This is a genomic window from Sphingopyxis sp. LARHCG72 (genome assembly GCF_052871675.1).
In genome coordinates this window covers 135,728-155,847 of record NZ_JBIXJU010000002.1, presented here as the reverse complement: position 1 = coordinate 155,847, position 20,120 = coordinate 135,728, and the positions used below count along the sequence as shown (strand labels likewise).

At 65.4% G+C, this 20,120-nt stretch carries 20 protein-coding genes; 16 read left to right on the top strand and 4 right to left on the bottom strand.

Annotation, left to right across the window (positions count from 1 at the left end):
* Positions 1 to 2,091 carry a TonB-dependent receptor plug domain-containing protein gene (locus ACIPPQ_RS05875; protein ID WP_446543231.1) on the bottom strand — a complete coding sequence of 697 codons (2,091 nt, stop codon included), beginning with the start codon at positions 2,089 to 2,091 and terminating at the stop codon, positions 1 to 3.
* Positions 2,092 to 2,329: 238 nt separating this feature from the next.
* Here ACIPPQ_RS05875 and ACIPPQ_RS05870 point away from each other — a divergent pair, with 238 nt between their 5' ends.
* A complete protein-coding gene (locus ACIPPQ_RS05870) occupies positions 2,330 to 4,339 on the top strand; it encodes a DUF3857 domain-containing protein (protein WP_446543230.1) in 2,010 nt (669 codons plus the stop codon).
* 18 nt (positions 4,340 to 4,357) lie between these two features.
* On the opposite strand, the gene dapD is transcribed toward ACIPPQ_RS05870, so the two are convergent.
* The gene (dapD, locus tag ACIPPQ_RS05865; RefSeq protein WP_446543229.1) at positions 4,358 to 5,200 is read right to left on the bottom strand and encodes a 2,3,4,5-tetrahydropyridine-2,6-dicarboxylate N-succinyltransferase; all 843 of its coding nucleotides are present in this window, start codon (positions 5,198 to 5,200) and stop codon (positions 4,358 to 4,360) included.
* Positions 5,197 to 5,874 carry a pyrimidine 5'-nucleotidase gene (locus tag ACIPPQ_RS05860; RefSeq protein WP_446543521.1) on the bottom strand — a complete coding sequence of 226 codons (678 nt, stop codon included), beginning with the start codon at positions 5,872 to 5,874 and terminating at the stop codon, positions 5,197 to 5,199. The genes dapD and ACIPPQ_RS05860 overlap by 4 nt, the downstream gene beginning before the upstream one ends.
* A 193-nt stretch (positions 5,875 to 6,067) precedes the next feature.
* On the opposite strand from ACIPPQ_RS05860, the gene ACIPPQ_RS05855 reads away from it, so the two are divergent.
* Positions 6,068 to 8,398 (top strand): S8 family peptidase, encoded by a 2,331-nt coding sequence (locus ACIPPQ_RS05855; RefSeq protein WP_446543228.1) that lies wholly within the window; start codon positions 6,068 to 6,070, stop codon positions 8,396 to 8,398.
* A gap of 42 nt (positions 8,399 to 8,440) precedes the next feature.
* Entirely contained in the window at positions 8,441 to 9,742 is a 1,302-nt protein-coding gene (locus ACIPPQ_RS05850; protein ID WP_446543227.1) for an amidohydrolase family protein, read from the top strand.
* Here the strand turns inward: ACIPPQ_RS05850 and ACIPPQ_RS05845 are convergent, their stop codons facing one another.
* On the bottom strand, positions 9,743 to 10,237 hold the full coding sequence (locus ACIPPQ_RS05845; RefSeq protein ID WP_446543226.1) for a DNA-deoxyinosine glycosylase: 495 nt from the start codon (positions 10,235 to 10,237) through the stop codon (positions 9,743 to 9,745). It abuts the gene before it with no gap.
* 319 nt (positions 10,238 to 10,556) lie between these two features.
* Between ACIPPQ_RS05845 and rpsL the strand changes: the two genes are divergently transcribed.
* The 13 genes from rpsL (at position 10,557) to rplP (ending at position 20,118) form a co-directional block, all read left to right on the top strand.
* Positions 10,557 to 10,928: a 30S ribosomal protein S12 gene (gene rpsL, locus ACIPPQ_RS05840; RefSeq protein WP_037515637.1), complete on the top strand. Its 372-nt coding sequence runs from the start codon at positions 10,557 to 10,559 to the stop codon at positions 10,926 to 10,928.
* A gap of 73 nt (positions 10,929 to 11,001) precedes the next feature.
* Positions 11,002 to 11,472, top strand: a complete 471-nt coding sequence (rpsG, locus tag ACIPPQ_RS05835) for a 30S ribosomal protein S7 (protein ID WP_058818022.1) — start codon at positions 11,002 to 11,004, stop codon at positions 11,470 to 11,472.
* Positions 11,473 to 11,580: 108 nt separating this feature from the next.
* On the top strand, positions 11,581 to 13,674 hold the full coding sequence (fusA, locus tag ACIPPQ_RS05830; protein ID WP_446543225.1) for an elongation factor G: 2,094 nt from the start codon (positions 11,581 to 11,583) through the stop codon (positions 13,672 to 13,674).
* Between the two features lie 118 nt (positions 13,675 to 13,792).
* Positions 13,793 to 14,986 (top strand): elongation factor Tu, encoded by a 1,194-nt coding sequence (gene tuf, locus ACIPPQ_RS05825; protein WP_037556362.1) that lies wholly within the window; start codon positions 13,793 to 13,795, stop codon positions 14,984 to 14,986.
* A gap of 147 nt (positions 14,987 to 15,133) precedes the next feature.
* On the top strand, positions 15,134 to 15,445 hold the full coding sequence (gene rpsJ / locus ACIPPQ_RS05820) for a 30S ribosomal protein S10 (protein ID WP_003042199.1): 312 nt from the start codon (positions 15,134 to 15,136) through the stop codon (positions 15,443 to 15,445).
* A gap of 300 nt (positions 15,446 to 15,745) precedes the next feature.
* A complete protein-coding gene (rplC, locus tag ACIPPQ_RS05815) occupies positions 15,746 to 16,519 on the top strand; it encodes a 50S ribosomal protein L3 (protein ID WP_327456632.1) in 774 nt (257 codons plus the stop codon).
* A 2-nt stretch (positions 16,520 to 16,521) separates the two neighbouring features.
* Positions 16,522 to 17,148, top strand: a complete 627-nt coding sequence (rplD, locus tag ACIPPQ_RS05810) for a 50S ribosomal protein L4 (RefSeq protein WP_062186277.1) — start codon at positions 16,522 to 16,524, stop codon at positions 17,146 to 17,148.
* The gene (locus ACIPPQ_RS05805; RefSeq protein WP_242772916.1) at positions 17,141 to 17,449 is read left to right on the top strand and encodes a 50S ribosomal protein L23; all 309 of its coding nucleotides are present in this window, start codon (positions 17,141 to 17,143) and stop codon (positions 17,447 to 17,449) included. Before rplD ends, ACIPPQ_RS05805 begins: the two co-directional genes overlap by 8 nt.
* Before the next feature lie 21 nt (positions 17,450 to 17,470).
* Positions 17,471 to 18,307, top strand: coding sequence for a 50S ribosomal protein L2 (gene rplB / locus ACIPPQ_RS05800; protein ID WP_325027849.1), 837 nt, complete (start codon positions 17,471 to 17,473; stop codon positions 18,305 to 18,307).
* Between the two features lie 3 nt (positions 18,308 to 18,310).
* Complete coding sequence (gene rpsS, locus ACIPPQ_RS05795; protein ID WP_037556370.1) at positions 18,311 to 18,586, top strand: 30S ribosomal protein S19; 276 nt, start codon at positions 18,311 to 18,313, stop codon at positions 18,584 to 18,586.
* Positions 18,586 to 18,966, top strand: a complete 381-nt coding sequence (gene rplV, locus ACIPPQ_RS05790; RefSeq protein ID WP_037515650.1) for a 50S ribosomal protein L22 — start codon at positions 18,586 to 18,588, stop codon at positions 18,964 to 18,966. Before rpsS ends, rplV begins: the two co-directional genes overlap by 1 nt.
* 1 nt (position 18,967) lies before the next feature.
* A complete protein-coding gene (rpsC, locus tag ACIPPQ_RS05785) occupies positions 18,968 to 19,675 on the top strand; it encodes a 30S ribosomal protein S3 (RefSeq protein ID WP_054589691.1) in 708 nt (235 codons plus the stop codon).
* Positions 19,676 to 19,686: 11 nt separating this feature from the next.
* The gene (rplP, locus tag ACIPPQ_RS05780; protein ID WP_037515653.1) at positions 19,687 to 20,118 is read left to right on the top strand and encodes a 50S ribosomal protein L16; all 432 of its coding nucleotides are present in this window, start codon (positions 19,687 to 19,689) and stop codon (positions 20,116 to 20,118) included.
* Positions 20,119 to 20,120 lie beyond the last annotated feature (2 nt).

Genomic DNA, 20,120 nt, shown 5'->3' with positions numbered 1-20,120 from the left:
CTAAAGCGTCCCCGTCACCGTCAGCTGGAAAAATCGCCCGAACTTGCGCAGCCGTTGCTCGCTGAACGCGACCGGCCCATCGCGCCGGTCGACGAACACCGTCCGGTTGAACCCGTCCTTCATCCCCGCGAGGTTGCGGTACGACAGCTTCACCGTGAAGCCCGCGACATCCTTATGCTCGATAAAGGCGGTGACGAACGGCCCGTCGGTCGATTCATGTTCGATCGCGCCGAGCCGCAAATTCGGGCTGAATCGCTCGTCGAAATAGCCCGCACCCCACGCGAGGTTGGTGTGCGGGATATCGTGGCGCAGGCTCAGGTCGACGACATAGTCCTGCCCCTCGCTCTGGTCGCGCCACAGGTCGGTGAGCGGATCGCGCACACGGTTGCGACGCCAGGTGATGTCGCTGTTGATCCGCGCGCCCTTCCACCCCAGCCGGTCGAGCAGCAAGGTCGCCTTCGAACTGATGCGATACAGGTGCGCGGGCGGCAGATTGCCGCGCCCTTCGGTGGTCGGTGAGAGCGGCACCTGGTCGACCAGGTCCTGCGCATAGGCATAAGCGACGGCGATCGACGCGTTGCCCCATCCGCCCATGTCCTGCACGACTTCCAGTTCGGTGCGGTTGAGAACCGGTGGCACGAGCAGCCCGTTGCCGCCATTGCCCTGCCCGTTCGCGACGTCGACCGAGCTTGCGAAATCGAAGAAGTCGAGCTGGTCGACGCGGCGCTGGACGAACCAGTTGATCGTCGTCTTTTCGCCGACCTTCCACGCCAGCGCCAATTTGCCCTTCGGCCGGACGAAGCGGCGCGTCAGCCCGTCCGGGCCCGACGAGGTGAGCTCGCTATATTCGGCGCCAAGGTTGAGCTGCGCGGTCAGGTTCGAAGCCAGCGAGCGTCCCCACGTCAGCGACGCCTCGCCGCGCTTCTCCTCGACCTTCGTGCGCTCGCCGCCGAAGACGACGGGGCGGAAACTGCCGTCGGGTTGCAGCACCGCAAATTCGGAATCGACGTCGAGCGTGTTGTACGCGCCCTCGAGCGCGATTTGCCAGTCGGTCCCGCCGCCGGTGCGCCAGCTATATTCGCCGCGCAGGATCGATTCGCCCTCGTCGGCGGTCTGCTTGAACCGCTCGCCTGTCCGTCCGCCGATCTCGCGATCGACGATGAAGCTGTCGACGAAGGGGCTATGCTCGAAGCGGTAGAGGGTGATCAGCTTCAGCCGCCCCTTGCCCAGCCCCAGCTCATAATCGCCGCCGATGTCGAAATTATACTCGTCTTCGGTGAACTTGAACGTCTCGCGCACCGTGCCGGCGACGGGCCGCACCGACACGCTGTCGACGCGCTCGTCGAGCAGCTGCAACTGGCCGCCGAGGTTCAGATTCCATTTGTTGCCGTTCGCCGCCGTGCGCGCGAGCGCCGCCGACAGCCGCGGCCGGTCGCCGCTATAGGCGCCGAACTCGTCGCGCGTGAACAGCAGCACGCCACCCCCGTCATACACGCGTTCGGGACCCCAATGGCCCTGGCGGCTGGCTTCGTTCTTGAGGCTCAGCGTCAGATTGGTGCCGCCAAGCTTGCCCGTCGTCGAAATCTCGCCGTTCAGCCAATTCTTGTCGAGCCGCGGCCGCCATTCGGGCTGCCAGCGAAGCGTCGTCTGGAACCCGCCGCTCCCCGCGCCCGCGACGAGCACGACATTGGCGACCTGCCCCGTCAGCCCCGGCACATTCAGCCCGGCGCCATCGACGATATCGATATAGGCGACCTCGGCTGCGGTGATGCGCGCGAGTGCGGTGCGCGCGTCGGTCGACTTGTTCGCGATCCGCTCGCCGTTGATCAGCACATTCTCGGTCGCCGCGCCCAGCCCGCGCTCGCCGCCGTTGGTCCCGGTGACGATCAGGAATCCGGGCACCTTTTCGACCATGTCGAGCGCGGTGCGCGGCGCAAAGCGGGTAAAGTCGGCGGGCGCATAACGCTGCGCGCCGTTCGCGGGCGTCGGCACGGCCGGCGGCGCATCGCCCGTCGGCTCCTGCGCTGCCGCCGGCGCGACCGACAGCAGCGCCGCAATGGCAAGCGATGACGCATGAAAAACGGCCGGCATATTTCCCCCTCGCGGCCGCTATCGAAACAAGGGCAGCGCACAATCGCGAATAGTTCGCAATAATTATCCGGCGCCATATTGTCTACCAACGGTTGGCGTCGTTCGACGAGGGCATGGCGACGCGCTTCGGCCCCGCTTTTGGTGAGGGTCCCGGGTCTCTTCTTGCATCGCGGTGAATTCACGACATTATGCCGCGCAGTTGCGGGGGGTTATAGTGCGCATTCCAGTTTCGATATTCATGGCGGCCGTGCTCGTGCAGGCGCCGGTTCGTGCCGAAGACAATCGGATACAGCGGGGCCCGGCGCCCGACTGGGCGGTGCCATCCGACCTGATGCCGGTTCCCGACGACGCCGGCGGGATGTTCTTCACGCGGCGTCAGGATGTGATCATTCATCTCGACGAACAGGGACAGGCGCAATATTTGGGCTATCGCATCCGGATCCTCCATCCGAACGCGTTGCAGATCGGCAATGTCTCGACCGCCTGGAATCCCGCGTCGGGCGCCCCCATGGTGCATCTGGTCAAGGTTCATCGCGGCGACGAGACGATCGACGTTCTCGAAAAGACATCGTTCGAAATCCTCCGCCGCGAGGATCAGCTGGAAGCCGCGAAACTCGACGGGGTCCTCACGGCGGTGCTTCGCGTGCCCGACCTGCGCGTCGGCGACGAGCTCGAGGTCGGGCTGACGACGCGATCGAGCGACCCCACGCTCGGAAAGAATGATTCGGGCCTTCTCTTTCTTGCCCCCAGCCCGGCGCCCGGCCGCTACCGGCTGGGGCTGAGTTGGGACAAGGGGCTGAAGCCCGCGGTCCGGATGACCCCCGACATGACGGCGATCGGCGTATCGCGCGACGGCGGCATCGACTTCCGGTTCGACAATCCGGCGCTGCTGACGCCGCCGAAGGACGCGCCGGCGCGCTTTCAATGGCAGCGGATCGTCGAATTCACCGACTTCGCCGACTGGGCGACGATTTCGCGGCACTTCGCCCCGCTGTACGCAAAGGCCGCGGCGATCGCCGACGGCTCGCCGCTCGACAAGGAGGCGCAGCGCATCGCCGCCGCGCACGCAAAGCCGCTCGACCGTGCCAACGCCGCCCTGAAACTGGTGCAACAGGACGTGCGCTACATCTATGTCGGGCTGGACAGCGGAAACCTGACCCCCGCCACCGCCGAGGAAAGCTGGCAGCGGCGTTACGGCGACTGCAAGGGCAAGACCGCGCTGCTGCTCGGATTGCTCGGCAAGCTCGGGATCGATGCCGAAGCTGTCCTCGCCAACAACAGCGGCGCCGACGACGGCCTCGATGAACGCCTGCCCAATCCGGGGATGTTCGATCATGTGCTGGTGCGGGCAAAGATCGACGGCGCCGCCTATTGGCTCGACGGCACGCTTCCGCCGGTCGTTCCGGCCGCCGCCACGCCGGCGATTCCCTATCGCTGGGTCCTGCCGGTGACCGCAAAGGGCAGCGCACTTCAGAAACTCGAATGGCGGATGGCCAGCAAGCCGAACGAAATCACCCTCTATGACATCGATGCGCGTGCGGGCTTCGACCGGCCGGCGCGGGTGACGAACACCAGCATCGTTCGCGGCATCCCGGGGCTGCAACAGCAGGTCGAGCTGTCCGGGTTGACCGCCGATCAGTTGCGCGACGGCATGCGTCAGCAGCTGGTGGGCGGAACGTGGGAGACGGTCGACGACGTCAAATGGCGCTACGACCAAAAGGCCGAAGCGAGCATTCTCACGATCACCGGCACATGGACGGTCGACTGGAAGGATGACGGTGACGGCGACAAGTCGGTCGCGCTTCCCGGCGGCGGATTCAGCCCGCCCGAACGGCGTGCGCGCGCGGCGGACCAGAATCAGGACCTGCCCTATTACAGCGCCCCGGAATTCGACTGCCGCGTCACGACGCTGCGGTTGCCGGCGACGACAAACGCGGCGAACTGGTCTTTCAAATCGGGTTATGACACGCGTATTTTTGGCAAGAATTATTATCGCGCCGTCGATGTCCGCGATGGCTCGATCCGGATGGTCCGCGGCTTCCGCGTCGAACAGCCCGAAATCGATGCAGTCAGCGCACGGCGCGACAATGGCCGGATCGCGGGCTTCGACAACAGCATGGCATGGGTTTTTTACAAGCCCGCCGTCGCCAAGCCGCTGGTGCCCGGCAGCCGGGTCGTGCCCGCGACCGACGAGATCGACTGGACCGCCGACACCGTCCCGTGCCTGTCGCCCGCCACGATGCGCTGATCGCGGCGTGGGCGGCGATCAGTCGCGCAGCAGCTCGTTGATCCCGGTCTTCGCGCGCGTCTTGGCATCGACGCGCTTGACGATCACCGCGCAATAGAGCGACGGCCCGGGTGTCCCGTCGGGCAAGGGCTTGCCCGGCATCGCGCCCGGCACGACGACCGAGTAAGCGGGAACTTCACCCATGAAGACCTCGCCGGTCGCGCGGTCGACGATCTTGGTCGATGCGCCCAGATAGACGCCCATCGACAGCACCGCGCCCTCGCGCACGATCACGCCCTCGGCAACCTCGGCGCGCGCGCCGATGAAGGCGCCGTCCTCGATCACAACCGGCCCGGCCTGCAGCGGCTCGAGCACGCCGCCGATCCCGGCGCCGCCCGACAGGTGGACGTTCGCGCCGATCTGCGCGCAGCTGCCGACGGTGGCCCAGGCGTCGACCATCGACCCCTCGCCGACGCGTGCGCCGATATTGACGAAGCTCGGCAGCAGCACCGCGCCCTTGGCGATATGGGCGCCGCGTCGGACAATCGCACCGGGGACGGCGCGGAAGCCCGCGTCGCGGAAACGATTCTCGCCCCAGCCGGCGAATTTCGACGGCACCTTGTCCCACCAGCGCGCGCCGCCGGGGCCGCCTTCGATGAGTTCCATGTCGTTGAGGCGGAACGACAGCAGCACCGCCTTCTTCAGCCACTGGTTGACCTGCCAGGTCCCGCCCGCGTCGCGTGTCGCGACGCGGTAGCTGCCGTCGTCGAGCCCCGCGAGCGCGGTCTCGACCGCCTCGCGCACTGCGCCGGTCGTCGTCAGCCCCAGCGCGTCGCGGTCATCCCATGCGGCTTCGATCGTCGATTGCAGGTCGGTGGTCATGAAATTCCCCAAGGTAAAGGTAGGTTGTCGAGCCAGTCGGCGATGTCGGCCGCGTGGAAATCGACATGCTCCGGCAGGTGGTCGCGATGGCCGCTTTCGCTGCCATTGTCCAGCCAGACGGTCGTCATGCCGAGCGCCTTCGCGGGCGTCAGGTTGCGTGCCATATCCTCGACGAAGACGCTCTTCGCCGGATCGACCCCCAGATGCGTGATCATCATCGTATAGGCGGCGGGATCGGGCTTCGGCGTATAGCGCGTGATCCGGATGTCGCAGATGCCGTCGAACAGGTCGGCGATCCCGCGCGCGGCGAGCACGCGCGCCGCATAATCGGCGTCGGCGTTGGTAAAGATCAGCTTGCGCCCGGGCAGCCGCTCCAGCCCGGCGCGCAGCCGCGCGTCGACGCTCAGCCGGTCGAGCGCGATGTCATGGACATCGACCAGGAAATCCTCGGGGTGCACGCCATGGTGGCGCATCAGTCCCGCCATCGTCGTGCCATGGTCGTGGAAATATTGCTTCTGCACGCGCCGCGCCTCGATGGCGTCGACATTGAGCAGCCGCATGATGAAGGCGCCCATGCGCTCGTCGATCAGGTCGAACAGCTTCGCCGACGGCGCATAGAGCGTGTTGTCGAGATCGAAGATCCAGCTGTCGATATGGTCGAGCGGGGCGGGCATGATGCCGGGCGCATAAAGGCTGGGGTGCGTGGGGGCAAGACGCGCGAGCGGTGGCGATACGGAACCCTCAATTAACCGCATGATGCTACCCCTGCCCCTTCCACCGCGCTAAAAGACGGTATCAGGGCAAAGGGGAACGGCGATGGCCGACGCGAACCGACGCAGTAGCATCCGGTGGGTGGCGGGACGGCCTTTGCCGCTTCTGCTGGGCCTTGCGGCGCTCTCGCTCGCGGCCTGTGGCGGAGGCGGCGGCGCGCGCCCCGCACCCACCCCTGCCCCGCCGCCGGCTCCCGCGCCGACACCGACTCCCACGCCGACGCCAACGCCAACCCCGCCGCCGACGGGCAATTTCAACACCGCCGAAACGCGGATGTCCGACGGGGTCAATTTCCACGGGGCGATCACAGCCTATCAGGCGGGCGCGACCGGACAGGGCATATTGGCGGGGGTCATCGACGACGGGATCGACGAGGACAGCCCCGAATTCGCTGGCCGCATCTCGCCCCAGTCGGCCGATCTTGCGGGGACGCGCGGGATCAACGGCGAAGGGACGCACGGCACCAACGTCGCGCAGGTGTTGCTCGGCGGAAAGAATGACGCCGGGACGTTCGGCATCGCGTTCAACGCCAGCCTGCTCGTGCTGCGCGCCGACCGGCCGGGCAGCTGCGCGACCGAGGATCCCTCGAACGACGAAAGCGGCTGCCGTTTCCCCGAAACCGCGATCGCGGCGGGGCTCGACCGCGCGGTCGGCGCGGGCGCGCGCGTCGTTAATATCTCGCTCGGCGGAGAGGATCCGCCCGGCGCGACCTTGCGCGCCGCGGTTGCGCGTGCGACCGCCGCCGGGATCATCGTCATCGTCTCGGCGGGCAATGACGGCGACACGACCGCGAACGGCAATGATCCGAACAATCCCGACCGTTTCGCGCAGGGTTTGCGCGATGCGGGCGGCGGGCTCATCGTCATCGCCGGATCGGTCAATGAAAATGGCGTCAGTTCGGCGTTCAGCAACCGCGCCGGCGCTTATGCCGCTTCCTATCTGTCGGCGCTCGGCGAAGGCGTGTGCTGCGCCTATCAAAATGGCGTGCTCAAGACCGAGGGCAATTTTGTCTTCGTGCTCAACGGGACCAGCTTTGCCGCCCCGCAGGTCGCGGGCGCGGTCGCGCTGATCGCGCAGGCTTTTCCCAACCTGTCGAGCCAGCAAATCGTGCAATTGCTCTATCAATCGGCGCGCGACGCGGGTGCGGCCGGCGACGATGCGGTCTATGGGCAGGGCGTTCTCGATATCGCGCGCGCCTTCCAGCCGATGGGTGCGACCGCGCTTGCCGGCACGTCGACCGCGGTGGCGCTCGATGCGCCGCTCGGAATCCTCGGCGGCCCGATGGGCGATGCCGGCGGGGTCGGCACGATGGGGCTGGTCACCGACAGTTTCGGCCGCGCCTTCAACGTCGATTTCGGCCAGTCGCTCGCGCGGCGACGCCCCGACTTCAAGCTGTCGGGTGCGATCGGGGGGCTTGTCCGCCAGCAGAGCGCAGCGAGCCGGGCGACCGCGCTGTCGCTCGTCACCGTGCCGGGCACGGGCGGCAGCGACGCGCTCGCCGGCCTCTCTTTCCACGATGCGCAGCGCGCGCGCACCCTCGCTGCCTCGGTCGTGACGCGGCTCGATGCGCGGACGCGCATCGGCTTCGCCGCCGGGCGCGGCACCGGCGGCCTGCTCGCGGGCGAACGCGGCGACAGCGGCCACGCGATGCTCCTCGGCGACGGCGCGCACGAAGGGCTGGGCTTTGCATCGAGCCCCGGTATCGGGACCTTGTTACGCCACAATATAACTTATAATCAGTATGTTAACATATATGCTGAAAGCGGCTGGGTATCGGGTTCGCGCTGGCAGGACGACCCCCTGCTCCGCTATCGCTCGGGCCGTGACAGCCGCTACCAGCGCTTCGGCGCCGCGTGGGATGCGCGCTTCGGTCCTATCCGCGCGGCGCTCGGCGGCAGCTGGCTGCGCGAATCGGACAGCCTCCTCGGCGCGCGCCTCGGCCCCGTGTTCGGCGCCGGCGGCGCGACCAGCCTCGTCGGCGACGCCAGCCTCATCCTCGATATGCGCGATGATTGGCAAATTGCGGCCGCCTGGCGCCAGATGCGGACGCGCCCCGACAGCCGCGGTCTCGTCGCGGGCGGCCTGCTCTGGTCGTCGGCCTTCTCGTTCGACATCGCGAAGGCGAATCTGATGCGACCGGGTGACCGCGCGGCGCTCCGCTTCGCGCAGCCGCTGCGCGTCGCGCGCGGCGGCATCGACCTGACGCTCCCCGTCGCGCACGACTATGTGAGCGGCCGGACCGACTTCAGCCGCCGGACCTATCATCTGGCGCCGACGGGGCGCGAACTGGTGGTCGAGGCGAGCTATGCGATGGCGCTGTTCGGCGGCGAGTTGATCGCGAACAGCTGGTGGAGGCGCGATCCCGGCCACATCGCCGCGATGCCCGACGACCAGGGTGCGGCGGTGCGCTTTACGATGGGCTTCTGATCGGCTTTAACGCTCCCCAAATCCAAAACAGGGGATGCCAGAATGAAGCCGATTCAACTTCTTCCGTTCGCGCTTATCGGTGCGGCGCTCGCGACGCCGCTCGCCGCGCAGGCGCCGGCGCGCACCGTCATCCACGCCGGCCAATTGCTCGCCGAACCCGGCAAGCCCGCGCGCGGCGCCTCGACGATCATCGTCGAGGGCGGCCGGATCGTCGCGATCGCCGACGGTTTCCAGCCCGCCGACCCCGGCGCGACGCTGATCGACCTCAAGGACAAATATGTCCTCCCCGGCCTCATCGACAGCCATGTCCATCTGACGAGCGACGCCGGCGGCATCGCGGGCCAGCTCGAAGAGGTCACGCTCAGCCCCGCGGCGCAGGCGTTCAATGCCGAGGCGAACGGGATGAAGACGCTGCGTGCGGGTTTCACCACGGTGCGCAACCTCGGCGACGGCGATGGCGCGACCTTGGCGCTCCGCGACGCGATCCTCGACGGCAAGGTACAGGGCCCGCGCATCGTCGATGCGGGGAACAGCATCTCGGGCAGCGCGGGGCATATGGACGGCTCGCTCGGCTATCGCGACGAACTGCGGCCTTTCTTTGCGGGGGCGGGCAACACGTGCAACGGGGCCGACGATTGCCGCCGCGCGGTGCGGCTGCAGATCGGCCGCGGCGCCGACGTGATCAAATTCGCCTCGACCGGCGGGGTGAACAGCCGCATCGGCGCCGGTCTCGGCAAGCAGATGTTCGACGACGAGGCGCAGGCGATCGTCGACACCGCGCATCTGTTCGGCAAGAAGGTCGCGGTCCACGCGCACGGCGCCGACGGCATCCGCCTCGCGCTGACCGCGGGCGCCGATTCGATCGAACATGGCACGATTCTCGACGAGACGACGATCAGCCAATGGGCGAAGTCGAAGACCTATTATGTCCCGACGCTGTCGACGGTGAACGGCTACAAGGAACGGCTCGCGGCGAATGCGAACGCTTACGAACCCGACGTGCTGGCCAAGATCAAATGGCGGATCGAAATCACCGGCAAAAGCCTCCAGCAGCTCGTGCCCAGAGGCGTGCGCATCGCTTTCGGCACCGACGCCGGCGTGTCGAAGCACGGCCGCAACGGCGACGAGTTCGAACTGATGGTCCAGAACGGCATGACCCCGGTCGAAGCCCTCAAGGCCGCGACGGTCAACGCCGCCGACCTGCTTGGCCTGTCGAACGACATCGGCACGATCGCGCCGGGCAAGAGCGCCGACATCATCGCGGTCGCGAGCGATCCGGTCGCCGACGTGCGCGTGCTCAAGAAGGTCGATTTCGTGATGGCGCGCGGGACCGTGGTCGATTGATCAGAGCGCGTCGCGCAGCGCCAGCCAGCGGCCGCGCTTCTTGTCGAAGCCGATCGTATGCGCGGCGCTGCTCGACGGCAGGTCGACGAGTGCGATTGCGCCGGGCGGCGGCAGCTGCTTTCGCCCGATCGCCGCGGCCTTGCCGCCGTTGAAGGCGATCATGCAGAGGTCGGGCAGCCCGGCGATCAGCGCTGCGAGGTCGTGCGCTTCGGCCTCGCGGATCAGCGCGTCGCTGCTCGTGCGCCGCTCGGCGCTGCGGATCACGTCCCAAAGCCCGACCTTTGCCGCGCGCAGCGCCGCCAGCCGGTCGTCATAGGGCATATCCGCGAGCGGCCGGTCGACGACCGCGCCGAGCAGGCGCCAGAACTGGTTCGTGGGATGCGCATAATATTGCTGTGCCGCGAGCGACCGGACGCCGGGCAGGCTTCCCAATATCAGCAGCCGCGTATCGGGGGCGACGTGCGGGGCAAAGCTGGCGTGACGGACGGCGGGCATCGCCGACCGATAGCTCGCGCCGGCCGGCGCAACAATATTGCCCGCCCCTTGACCCGCGCCCTTGACCCTGGGGGGAATCGGGTCTAGGGGCCCGCTCGACCGAAAAGGACGGTTTGCCGCCTTTTTCAGTTACAACAGCGCTTGAACATTGCTGGCGCGGATGGAGCCTCCGGAAGATCATCACGATCCGCCGGGGTCTTTTGCTGTTATCAGGTCGGCCGTTTTTCGCCATTTCTGGCGGGTTAGCGGCCGGAGCTTCATCCACCGCAGTACAGTAACCGTTCGCTTTGATGGGCGGACATTTAAAGGTGAAGCATTCATGCCCACGATCAACCAGCTGGTCCGCAAGGGCCGGACTCCCCAGAAGGTGAAGTCCAAGGTCCCGGCGATGGACGCAAACCCGCAAAAGCGCGGCGTTTGCACCCGTGTCTACACGACGACCCCGAAAAAGCCGAACTCGGCGCTCCGCAAGGTTGCGAAGGTCCGCCTGACCAACCAGCGCGAAGTCATCACCTACATCCCCGGCGAAGGCCACAACCTCCAGGAACACAGCGTCGTGCTGATCCGCGGCGGTCGTGTCCGCGATCTTCCCGGTGTGCGTTACCACGTCCTGCGCGGCGTGCTCGATACGCAGGGCGTGAAGGACCGCAAGCAGAGCCGTTCGAAGTACGGCGCGAAGCGTCCGAAGTAAGGACCGCTTTTTCGGCTATCTGATCATCCCTGGCTGCGTATGCGCCGGGATGCTGTTGTAAAAGGAATTACCTATGGCTCGTCGTCGTCGTCCTGAACGCCGCGAAATCCTGCCCGATCCCCGTTTCGGTGATACGGTGCTGTCGAAATTCATGAACAGCGTCATGCTGGACGGGAAGAAGTCCGTCGCCGAAAGCATCGTTTACGGTGCGCTCGAGTCGGTCGAAGCCCGCGCCAAGAAGGAACCGCTCGGCGTGTTCCACGAAGCGCTTGCGAACATCCGCCCGAACATCGAAGTCCGCAGCCGCCGCGTCGGCGGTGCGACCTATCAGGTTCCGGTCGAAGTCCGTCCGGACCGTGCGCAGGCGCTCGCGATCCGCTGGCTGATCACGGCTGCCCGCAACCGCAGCGAAACCACGATGGCCGCACGCCTGTCGGGCGAACTGCTCGATGCGTCGAACAACCGTGGCAACGCCGTGAAGAAGCGCGAAGACACGCACCGCATGGCGGAAGCGAACCGCGCCTTCTCGCACTACCGCTGGTAACCCGCGCGGACGCCCCTGCACCTCGTGGGGTGCGTCTCGCAATCGTAACAATCGTTCCTATATCGGGGGTGGCCGCAAGGGCCGCCCCCCAAATCCAAGGAAAAGACCATGGCACGCAGCCATCCGCTCGATAAATATCGCAACTTTGGGATCATGGCGCACATCGACGCCGGCAAGACCACGACGACCGAGCGCATCCTTTACTACACCGGCAAGTCCTACAAGATCGGCGAAGTCCATGACGGCGCCGCGACGATGGACTGGATGGAGCAGGAACAGGAACGCGGCATCACGATCACGTCCGCCGCGACGACCTGCCTGTGGAAGGCCGACGAAGGCAAGGGTCCCGAGCATCGTCTGAACATCATCGACACCCCCGGACACGTCGACTTCACGATTGAGGTCGAGCGTTCGCTGCGCGTGCTCGACGGCGCGATCACCGCGTTCGACGGCGTGGCCGGCGTCGAGCCGCAGTCGGAAACCGTGTGGCGCCAGGCGGACAAGTATAAAGTTCCGCGCATGTGCTACATCAACAAGCTCGATCGCACCGGTGCGAACTTCTATTATTGCGTCCAGACGATCATCGATCGCCTCGGTGCGACGCCGGCGGTGCTTTATCTGCCCATCGGCGCCGAAAGCGACTTCATCGGCCTCGTCGACCTCGTCAACGAACGCGCGATCATCTGGAAGGACGAAAGCCTCGGCGCCGAATTCTTCTATGAAGAGATTCCGGCGGACATGAAGGACAAGGCCGCCGAATATCGCGAAAAGCTCGTCGAACTCGCCGTCGAACAGGACGACGATGCGATGGAAGCCTATCTCGAAGGCACGGTGCCTGCCGTTCCCGAACTGAAGGCGCTGATCCGCAAGGGTACGCTGGCGCAGGCGTTCGTGCCCGTGCTGTGCGGCTCGTCGTTCAAGAACAAGGGCGTGCAGGCGCTGCTCGACGCGGTCGTCGACTATCTGCCTTCGCCGCTCGACATTCCTGACGTCCAGGGCATCAACCCGTCGAACGACCAGCCCGACTCGCGCGAGACCTCGGACTCGGCGCCGCTGTCGCTGCTCGCGTTCAAGATCATGAACGATCCGTTCGTCGGCTCGCTCACCTTCGCCCGCATCTATTCGGGTACCCTGAACAAGGGCACGTACCTGAACTCGGTGAAGGACAAGAAGGAAAAGGTTGGCCGCATGCTGCTGATGCATGCGAACAGCCGCGAAGACATCGAAGAAGCCTATGCGGGCGACATCGTCGCGCTCGCCGGCCTCAAGGAAACCACCACCGGGGATACGCTCTGCGCGACCAACGCGCCGATCATCCTCGAGCGGATGGAATTCCCCGAGCCGGTCATCGAGCTGTCGGTGGAACCGAAGACCAAGGCCGACCAGGAACGCATGGGCATCGCGCTCAACCGCCTGGCTGCCGAGGATCCCTCGTTCCGCGTGTCGACCGACCATGAATCGGGTCAGACGATCATCAAGGGCATGGGCGAGCTTCACCTCGACATCCTCGTCGATCGCATGAAGCGCGAGTTCAAGGTCGAAGCGAACGTCGGCGCGCCGCAGGTGGCGTACCGCGAATCGCTCGCGAAGGCCGTCGACGTCGACTACACGCACAAGAAGCAGTCGGGCGGCTCGGGCCAGTTCGGCCGCGTCAAGGTCACCGTCGCTCCCGGCGAACGCGGCGCGGGCATCACCTTCATCGACGAGATCAAGGGCGGTAACATTCCGCGCGAATATATCCCGTCGGTCGAAAAGGGCATGCGCGAGTCGGCCGAAAACGGTCACATGATCGGCTTCCCGATCATCGACTTCGAAATCAAGCTCACGGACGGCGCGTACCACGACGTCGACTCGTCGGCGCTGGCGTTCGAAATCGCGGGCCGTGCGGCGATGCGCGAAGTGGCGGCGAAGGCCGGCATCAAGCTGCTCGAGCCGGTGATGAAGGTCGAAGTCGTTACCCCTGAGGAGTTCATGGGCGACGTGATCGGCGACCTTAACAGCCGCCGCGGCCAGATCCAGGGCACCGACAGCCGGGGCATCGCCCAGGTCGTCGAGGCGATCGTTCCGCTGGCGAACATGTTCGGCTATGTGAACCAGCTGCGCAGCTTCAGCCAGGGTCGCGCGAGCTACTCGATGCAATTCTCGCATTATGAAGAAGTGCCGACCAACGTCGCCGAAGAAGTGAAGGCCAAGATGGCCTGATGGGTCAAAGCCGCGCGGGCTTGCACCGCGCGGCAAGACCCTCTAAGGGCGGCGCCTGATTCAGCAGGCTCGTCCAGGACTGATCAACGCAAACATTGAACAAGAAGGTTATACCATCATGGCCAAGGCTAAATTTGAGCGGACGAAGCCGCACTGCAACATCGGCACCATCGGTCACGTCGACCATGGCAAGACCTCGCTGACCGCAGCGATCACCAAGGTGCTCGCCGAAAACGTCGCCGGCAACGCCGCCGTCGACTTCGCGAACATCGACAAGGCTCCCGAAGAGCGCGAGCGCGGCATCACCATTTCGACCGCCCACGTCGAATATGAAACCGACGGCCGCCACTATGCGCACGTCGACTGCCCGGGCCACGCCGACTATGTGAAGAACATGATCACCGGTGCCGCCCAGATGGACGGCGCGATCCTCGTCGTGTCGGCCGCTGACGGCCCGATGCCGCAGACCAAGGAGCACATCCTGCTCGCGAAGCAGGTCGGCGTTCCCACGATGGTCGTGTTCCTCAACAAGGTCGACCAGCTCGACGATCCCGAGCTGCTCGAACTCGTCGAACTCGAAATCCGCGAAGAACTTTCGAAGCGTGACTTCGACGGCGACAATATTCCGATCATCGCCGGTTCGGCTCTCGCCGCGCTGGAAAGCCGCGACGACAACATCGGCAAGGACGCGATCCTGAAGCTGATGGCTGCTGTCGACGAGTGGATCCCGCAGCCGGAACGTCCGCTCGACAAGCCCTTCCTGATGCCGATCGAAGACGTGTTCTCGATCTCGGGCCGTGGTACGGTTGTCACCGGCCGCGTCGAAACCGGCATCGTCAAGGTTGGTGAAGAAGTCGAAATCGTCGGCATCAAGGACACCAAGAAGACCGTCGTCACCGGCGTCGAAATGTTCCGCAAGCTGCTCGACCAGGGCCAGGCTGGCGACAACATCGGTGCGCTGATCCGTGGCGTTGGCCGTGAAGAAGTCGAGCGTGGCCAGGTTCTGGCGAAGCCCGGCTCGATCACGCCGCACACCGAGTTCACCTCGGAAGTGTACGTCCTGTCGAAGGACGAAGGCGGCCGTCACACGCCGTTCTTCGCGAACTATCGTCCGCAGTTCTACTTCCGCACCACGGACGTCACCGGCGAGGTCATCCTCCCCGAGGGCACCGAAATGGTCATGCCGGGCGACAACGTCCAGCTGTCGGTCAAGCTGATCGCCCCGATCGCGATGGACCCGGGTCTCCGCTTCGCAATTCGCGAAGGTGGCCGTACGGTCGGCGCAGGGGTTGTGGCGACGATCACAAAGTAATATAGGGCCGCGAGCCGCGCGATTCGGACTGATTCGCGCGGCTCGTAGCTTAAAGGTTTTTGATGGCCGATCCGGCTTCCCTGCGGAAGTCGGAGCAGGCCATTTCGGCTCTTTCGCATCGTTAGACGGGATTCGACTGGAACAGTCATGGAAACGCAGAATATTCGCATTCGCCTGAAGGCCTTTGATCACCGCGTGCTCGATCAGGCCACCACCGACATCGCCGACACGGCACGTCGTACGGGCGCACTCATTCGCGGTCCGATCCCGCTTCCGACGCGTATTGAAAAATTCACCGTGAACCGCGGTCCGCATGTCGACAAGAAGTCGCGCGAGCAGTTCGAGGTGCGTACCCACAAGCGGCTGCTCGACATCGTGCAGCCCACCCCGCAGACGGTCGACGCGCTGATGAAGCTCGACCTCGCCGCGGGCGTGAACGTCGAAATCAAGTTGGCCTAAGTCAACGCAGCCCCGGCGAAAGCCGGGGTCTCTATCGGCAGGACACTTCGGTGACTGCATTGTCCGGCGCGATCCGGACCGACGATAGGGTGGATACCGCCGGACCTCTTCTTCGGAAGAAACATGGTCCGGGCTGCGTCCCCCGTCTCGCCGCTTCTCCCACGGGGGTGCGGCACCTCAGCCCGGACGGGGCGATGTATCGAAATTTCGGGCTGGGAGGGTTCTCGTCGGGGTTTGCCCTGATGAGGTCCCACACGCCGTGCGGAATGGTCCGCCCGGCCTCTGTTGAGGAGTATGATCATGCGTACTGGCGTGATCGCGAAGAAAATGGGGATGACCCGCCTGTTTCAGGACGACGGCCGCCACGTGCCCGTCACCGTCCTGAGCCTCGAAGGCTGCCAGGTCGTCTCCGTGCGCGATAAAGAACGTGACGGCTATGTGGCCGTTCAACTCGGTGCCGGTTCGGCCAAGGCGAAGAACGTCGCCAAGCCGCAGCGCGGCGCCTATGGCAAGGCCGAAGTCGAGCCCAAGGCGAAGCTCGTCGAATTCCGCGTCGCCGACGACGCGACGCTCGACGTCGGCGCCGAACTGTCAGCCGATCACTTCGTCGCCGGCCAGATCGTCGACATCCAGGGCGTGACCCAGGGTAAGGGCTTTGCCGGTGCGATGAAGCGCTGGGGTTTCGGCGGTATGCGCGCGAGCCACGGTGTTTCGATCAGCCACCGTGCGCATGGTTCGACCGGTAACCGCCAGGATCCGGGCCGCGTCTTCAAGAACAAGAAGATGGCCGGCCACATGGGCGCGCGCAACCGCACCCAGCAGAATCTCGAAATCGTCCGCACCGACGTCGAGCGCGGCCTTCTCTTCGTCAAGGGCTCGGTCCCTGGCTCGAAGGGCGGCTGGCTGCTCGTCCGCGATGCGGTGAAGCTGCCGCGTCACCCGGAGGCCCCCTATCCGGCGGGCGTCAAGAGCGCGGCCAATACCAACGATGCCCCGGTTGACGCGCCGGTCGAAACGCCGGTTGAAGAAACCGTCGTCGACACCGCGGCCACCGACGGCGCACAGGAGTCCTGATCATGAAGGTCAAGGTTCAGACCCTCGACGGCAAGGCCGGCACCGACATCGATCTTAACGACGACGTCTTCGGTGTCGACGCGCGCGCCGACATCCTGCATCGCGTCGTTGCATGGCAGCTCGAAAAGCGCCGTGGCCCGGCTCGTGCCGCCCGCGAACGCAGCGATGTGTCGCGCACCGGCAAGAAGTTCGGTCGCCAGAAGGGCGGCGGTACCGCACGTCACGGCGATCGCAAGGCGCCGATCTTCATCGGTGGTGGCAAGGCGCATGGCCCCCGTGCCCGCACCTTCGGCCACTCGCTGAACAAGAAGATCCGCACCCTCGGCCTGAAGATGGCCTTGAGCGACAAGGCGAAGGGCGGCAAGCTCGTCGTTCTCGACACGCTCGAGCTCAAGGACGCGAAGACCAAGGCGCTCGCCGGCAAGCTCGGCAAGCTCGAACTCGGCAATCGCGCCCTCTTCATCGATGGTGATGCGGTGCACGAAAGCTTCGCAATGGCTTCGGCCAATCTCATCGGTGTCGACGCGCTGCCCGCCATCGGCGCCAACGTCTATGACATCATCCGTGCCGACACGCTGGTCCTGACCCGCGCGGCGGTCGAAAAGCTGGAGGCCCGCTGCAATGGCTAAGGCAAAGACCATCGACGCGCGTCACTATGACGTGATCCTCGCTCCGGTGATCACCGAGAAGTCGACGCTGCTCAGCGAAAATAACGCGGTGGTGTTCAAGGTCGCGAACGACGCGACCAAGCCCGCCATCAAGGCGGCCGTCGAGGCGCTGTTCGATGTCAAGGTGATCGGCGTGAACACGCTCGTCACCAAGGGCAAGACCAAGCGCTGGAAGGGCAAGCCCTACACCCGCAGCGACGTGAAGAAGGCGATCGTTCGCCTGGCCGAAGGCCAGTCGATCGACGTCACCACCGGCGTCTGATTGTAGGGAAAGGCAGAGAAAATGGCACTTAAATCCTATAATCCGACCAGCCCCGCGCAGCGCGGCCTGATCCTCGTCGACAAATCGTCGCTGTGGAAGGGCAAGCCCGTCAAGGCGCTGACCGAAGGCAAGCGCAAGACCGGTGGCCGCAACAACAAGGGTCATGTGACCTCGCGCGGCATCGCCGGCGGCCACAAGCAGAAGTACCGCTTCATCGACTTCAAGCGTCGCAAGTGGGACATGCCGGCCGTTGTCGAGCGTCTGGAATATGACCCCAACCGCACGGCGTTCATCGCGCTCGTCAAGTATGAAGACGGTGAAGTAGCTTACATCCTGGCGCCGCAGCGCCTGGCTGTTGGCGACACCGTCGTCGCGGGCAAGAAGACCGACGTGAAGCCGGGCAATGCGATGGAATTGTCGCAGATGCCGGTCGGCACGATCGTCCACAACATCGAGATGAAGCCGGGCAAGGGTGGCCAGATCGCCCGTTCGGCTGGCACCTATGCACAGGTCGTCGGTCGTGACCGCGGTCTCGTGATCGTGCGTCTCGGTTCGGGCGAACAGCGTTACATCCGCGGCGAGTGCATGGGCACGGTGGGCGCGGTGTCGAACCCCGACAACCAGAACACCAACCTCGGCAAGGCCGGCCGCAACCGCTGGCTCGGCAAGCGTCCGCTGACGCGCGGTGTCGCAAAGAACCCGGTCGATCACCCGCATGGCGGCGGCGAAGGCCGCACCTCGGGCGGCCGTCACCCGGTTACCCCGTGGGGCAAGCCGACGAAGGGTGCGCGTACGCGCCACAACAAGTCGACCGACAAGATGATCATCCGGTCGCGTCACGCGAAGAAGAAGAGGTAAGCCATGGCTCGCTCGGTCTGGAAGGGTCCGTTCGTGGACCTCCATCTGCTCAAGAAAGCCGAAACGGCCCAGGACGGCGGCAGCTCTGCCCCGATCAAGACCTGGTCGCGCCGGTCCACCATCCTGCCGCAGTTCGTGGGGCTGACCTTCAACGTCTACAACGGCCGCAAGTTCGTGCCGGTGTCGGTCAATGAAGACATGGTCGGCATGAAGCTGGGTGAATTTGCGCCGACGCGCTTCTTCCCCGGCCACGCGGCTGACAAGAAGGGCAAACGCTAATGGGCAAGGAAAAGTCCCCCCGCCGCGTTGCGGATAACGAGGCGCTCTCGGTCGGCACGCAGATTCGCGGTTCGGCGCAGAAGCTCAACCTCGTTGCCGCGCTGATCCGCGGCCGCAAGGTCGAAGACGCGATGAACATCCTCACCTTCTCGAAGAAGGCGATGGCTGTCGACGTGCGCAAGGTTCTCGCCAGCGCGGTCGCCAACGCGGAAAACAACCACAACCTCGACGTTGATGCGCTCGTCATCAAGGAAGCGAGCGTGGGCAAGTCGATCTCGATGAAGCGCTGGCACGCACGTGGCCGCGGCAAGTCGACCCGGATCGTCAAGCCGTTCAGCCGCATCCGCATTGTCGTGCGCGAACAGGAAGAAGAGGCGTAAGATGGGCCAGAAGAGCAATCCGATCGGCCTGCGCCTGCAGGTCAACCGCACCTGGGACAGCCGCTGGTTCGCCGAAGGCCAGGACTATGGCCGCATGCTTGTCGAGGATCTGAAGATCCGCAAGTTTGTGTTCAAGCACCTGCCGCAGGCCGCGATCTCGAAGGTCGTGATCGAGCGTCCGGCGAAGCTGTGCCGCGTGTCGATCTATGCCGCCCGTCCGGGCGTCATCATCGGCAAGAAGGGCGCGGACATCGAAAAGCTGCGCAAGCAGCTCGGCGCGATGACGGGCAGCGACGTGTCGCTGAACATCGTCGAAATCCGCAAGCCCGAAGTCGACGCCAAGCTCGTCGGCCAGGGCATTGCCGACCAGCTCGAGCGCCGCGTCGCGTTCCGCCGTGCCATGAAGCGCGCCGTTCAGTCGGCGATGCGTCTTGGCGCCGAGGGCATCCGCATCAACTGCGCGGGCCGTCTCGGCGGCGCGGAAATCGCGCGTACCGAATGGTACCGCGAAGGCCGCGTGCCGCTGCACACGCTGCGCGCCAATGTCGATTATGCCGAGGCCGAAGCCCACACCGCCTATGGCGTGTGCGGGATCAAGGTCTGGATCTTCAAGGGCGAGATCCTTGGTCACGACCCGATGGCAACCGACCGTCTGATGCTCGATGCGCAGACGACCGGTGTCCGTCCGGCCCGTGAAGATCGCCGCTAAGGACTGCTGACATGCTGCAACCGAAAAAAACCAAGTTCCGCAAGGCCTTCAAGGGCCGCATCCATGGCAATGCCAAGGGCGGTACCAGCCTGAACTTCGGCTCCTACGGGCTGAAGGCGATGGAACCCGAGCGGATCACCGCACGCCAGATCGAAGCGGCCCGCCGTGCGATCAGCCGCGCGATCAAGCGTCAGGGCCGTTTGTGGATCCGCATCTTCCCCGACGTCCCCGTGTCGTCGAAGCCTGCCGAAGTCCGTATGGGTAAGGGCAAGGGTTCGCCGGAATTCTGGGCCGCGCGCGTGAAGCCGGGTCGCATCCTGTTCGAACTCGACGGCGTTCCCGGCCCCGTGGCCGCGCTGGCGTTCGAACGCGCCGCGATGAAGCTGCCGATCAAGACGAAGGTGATTGCCCGACTCGGCGACACCTCGCACCTGGAGGGCTAAGG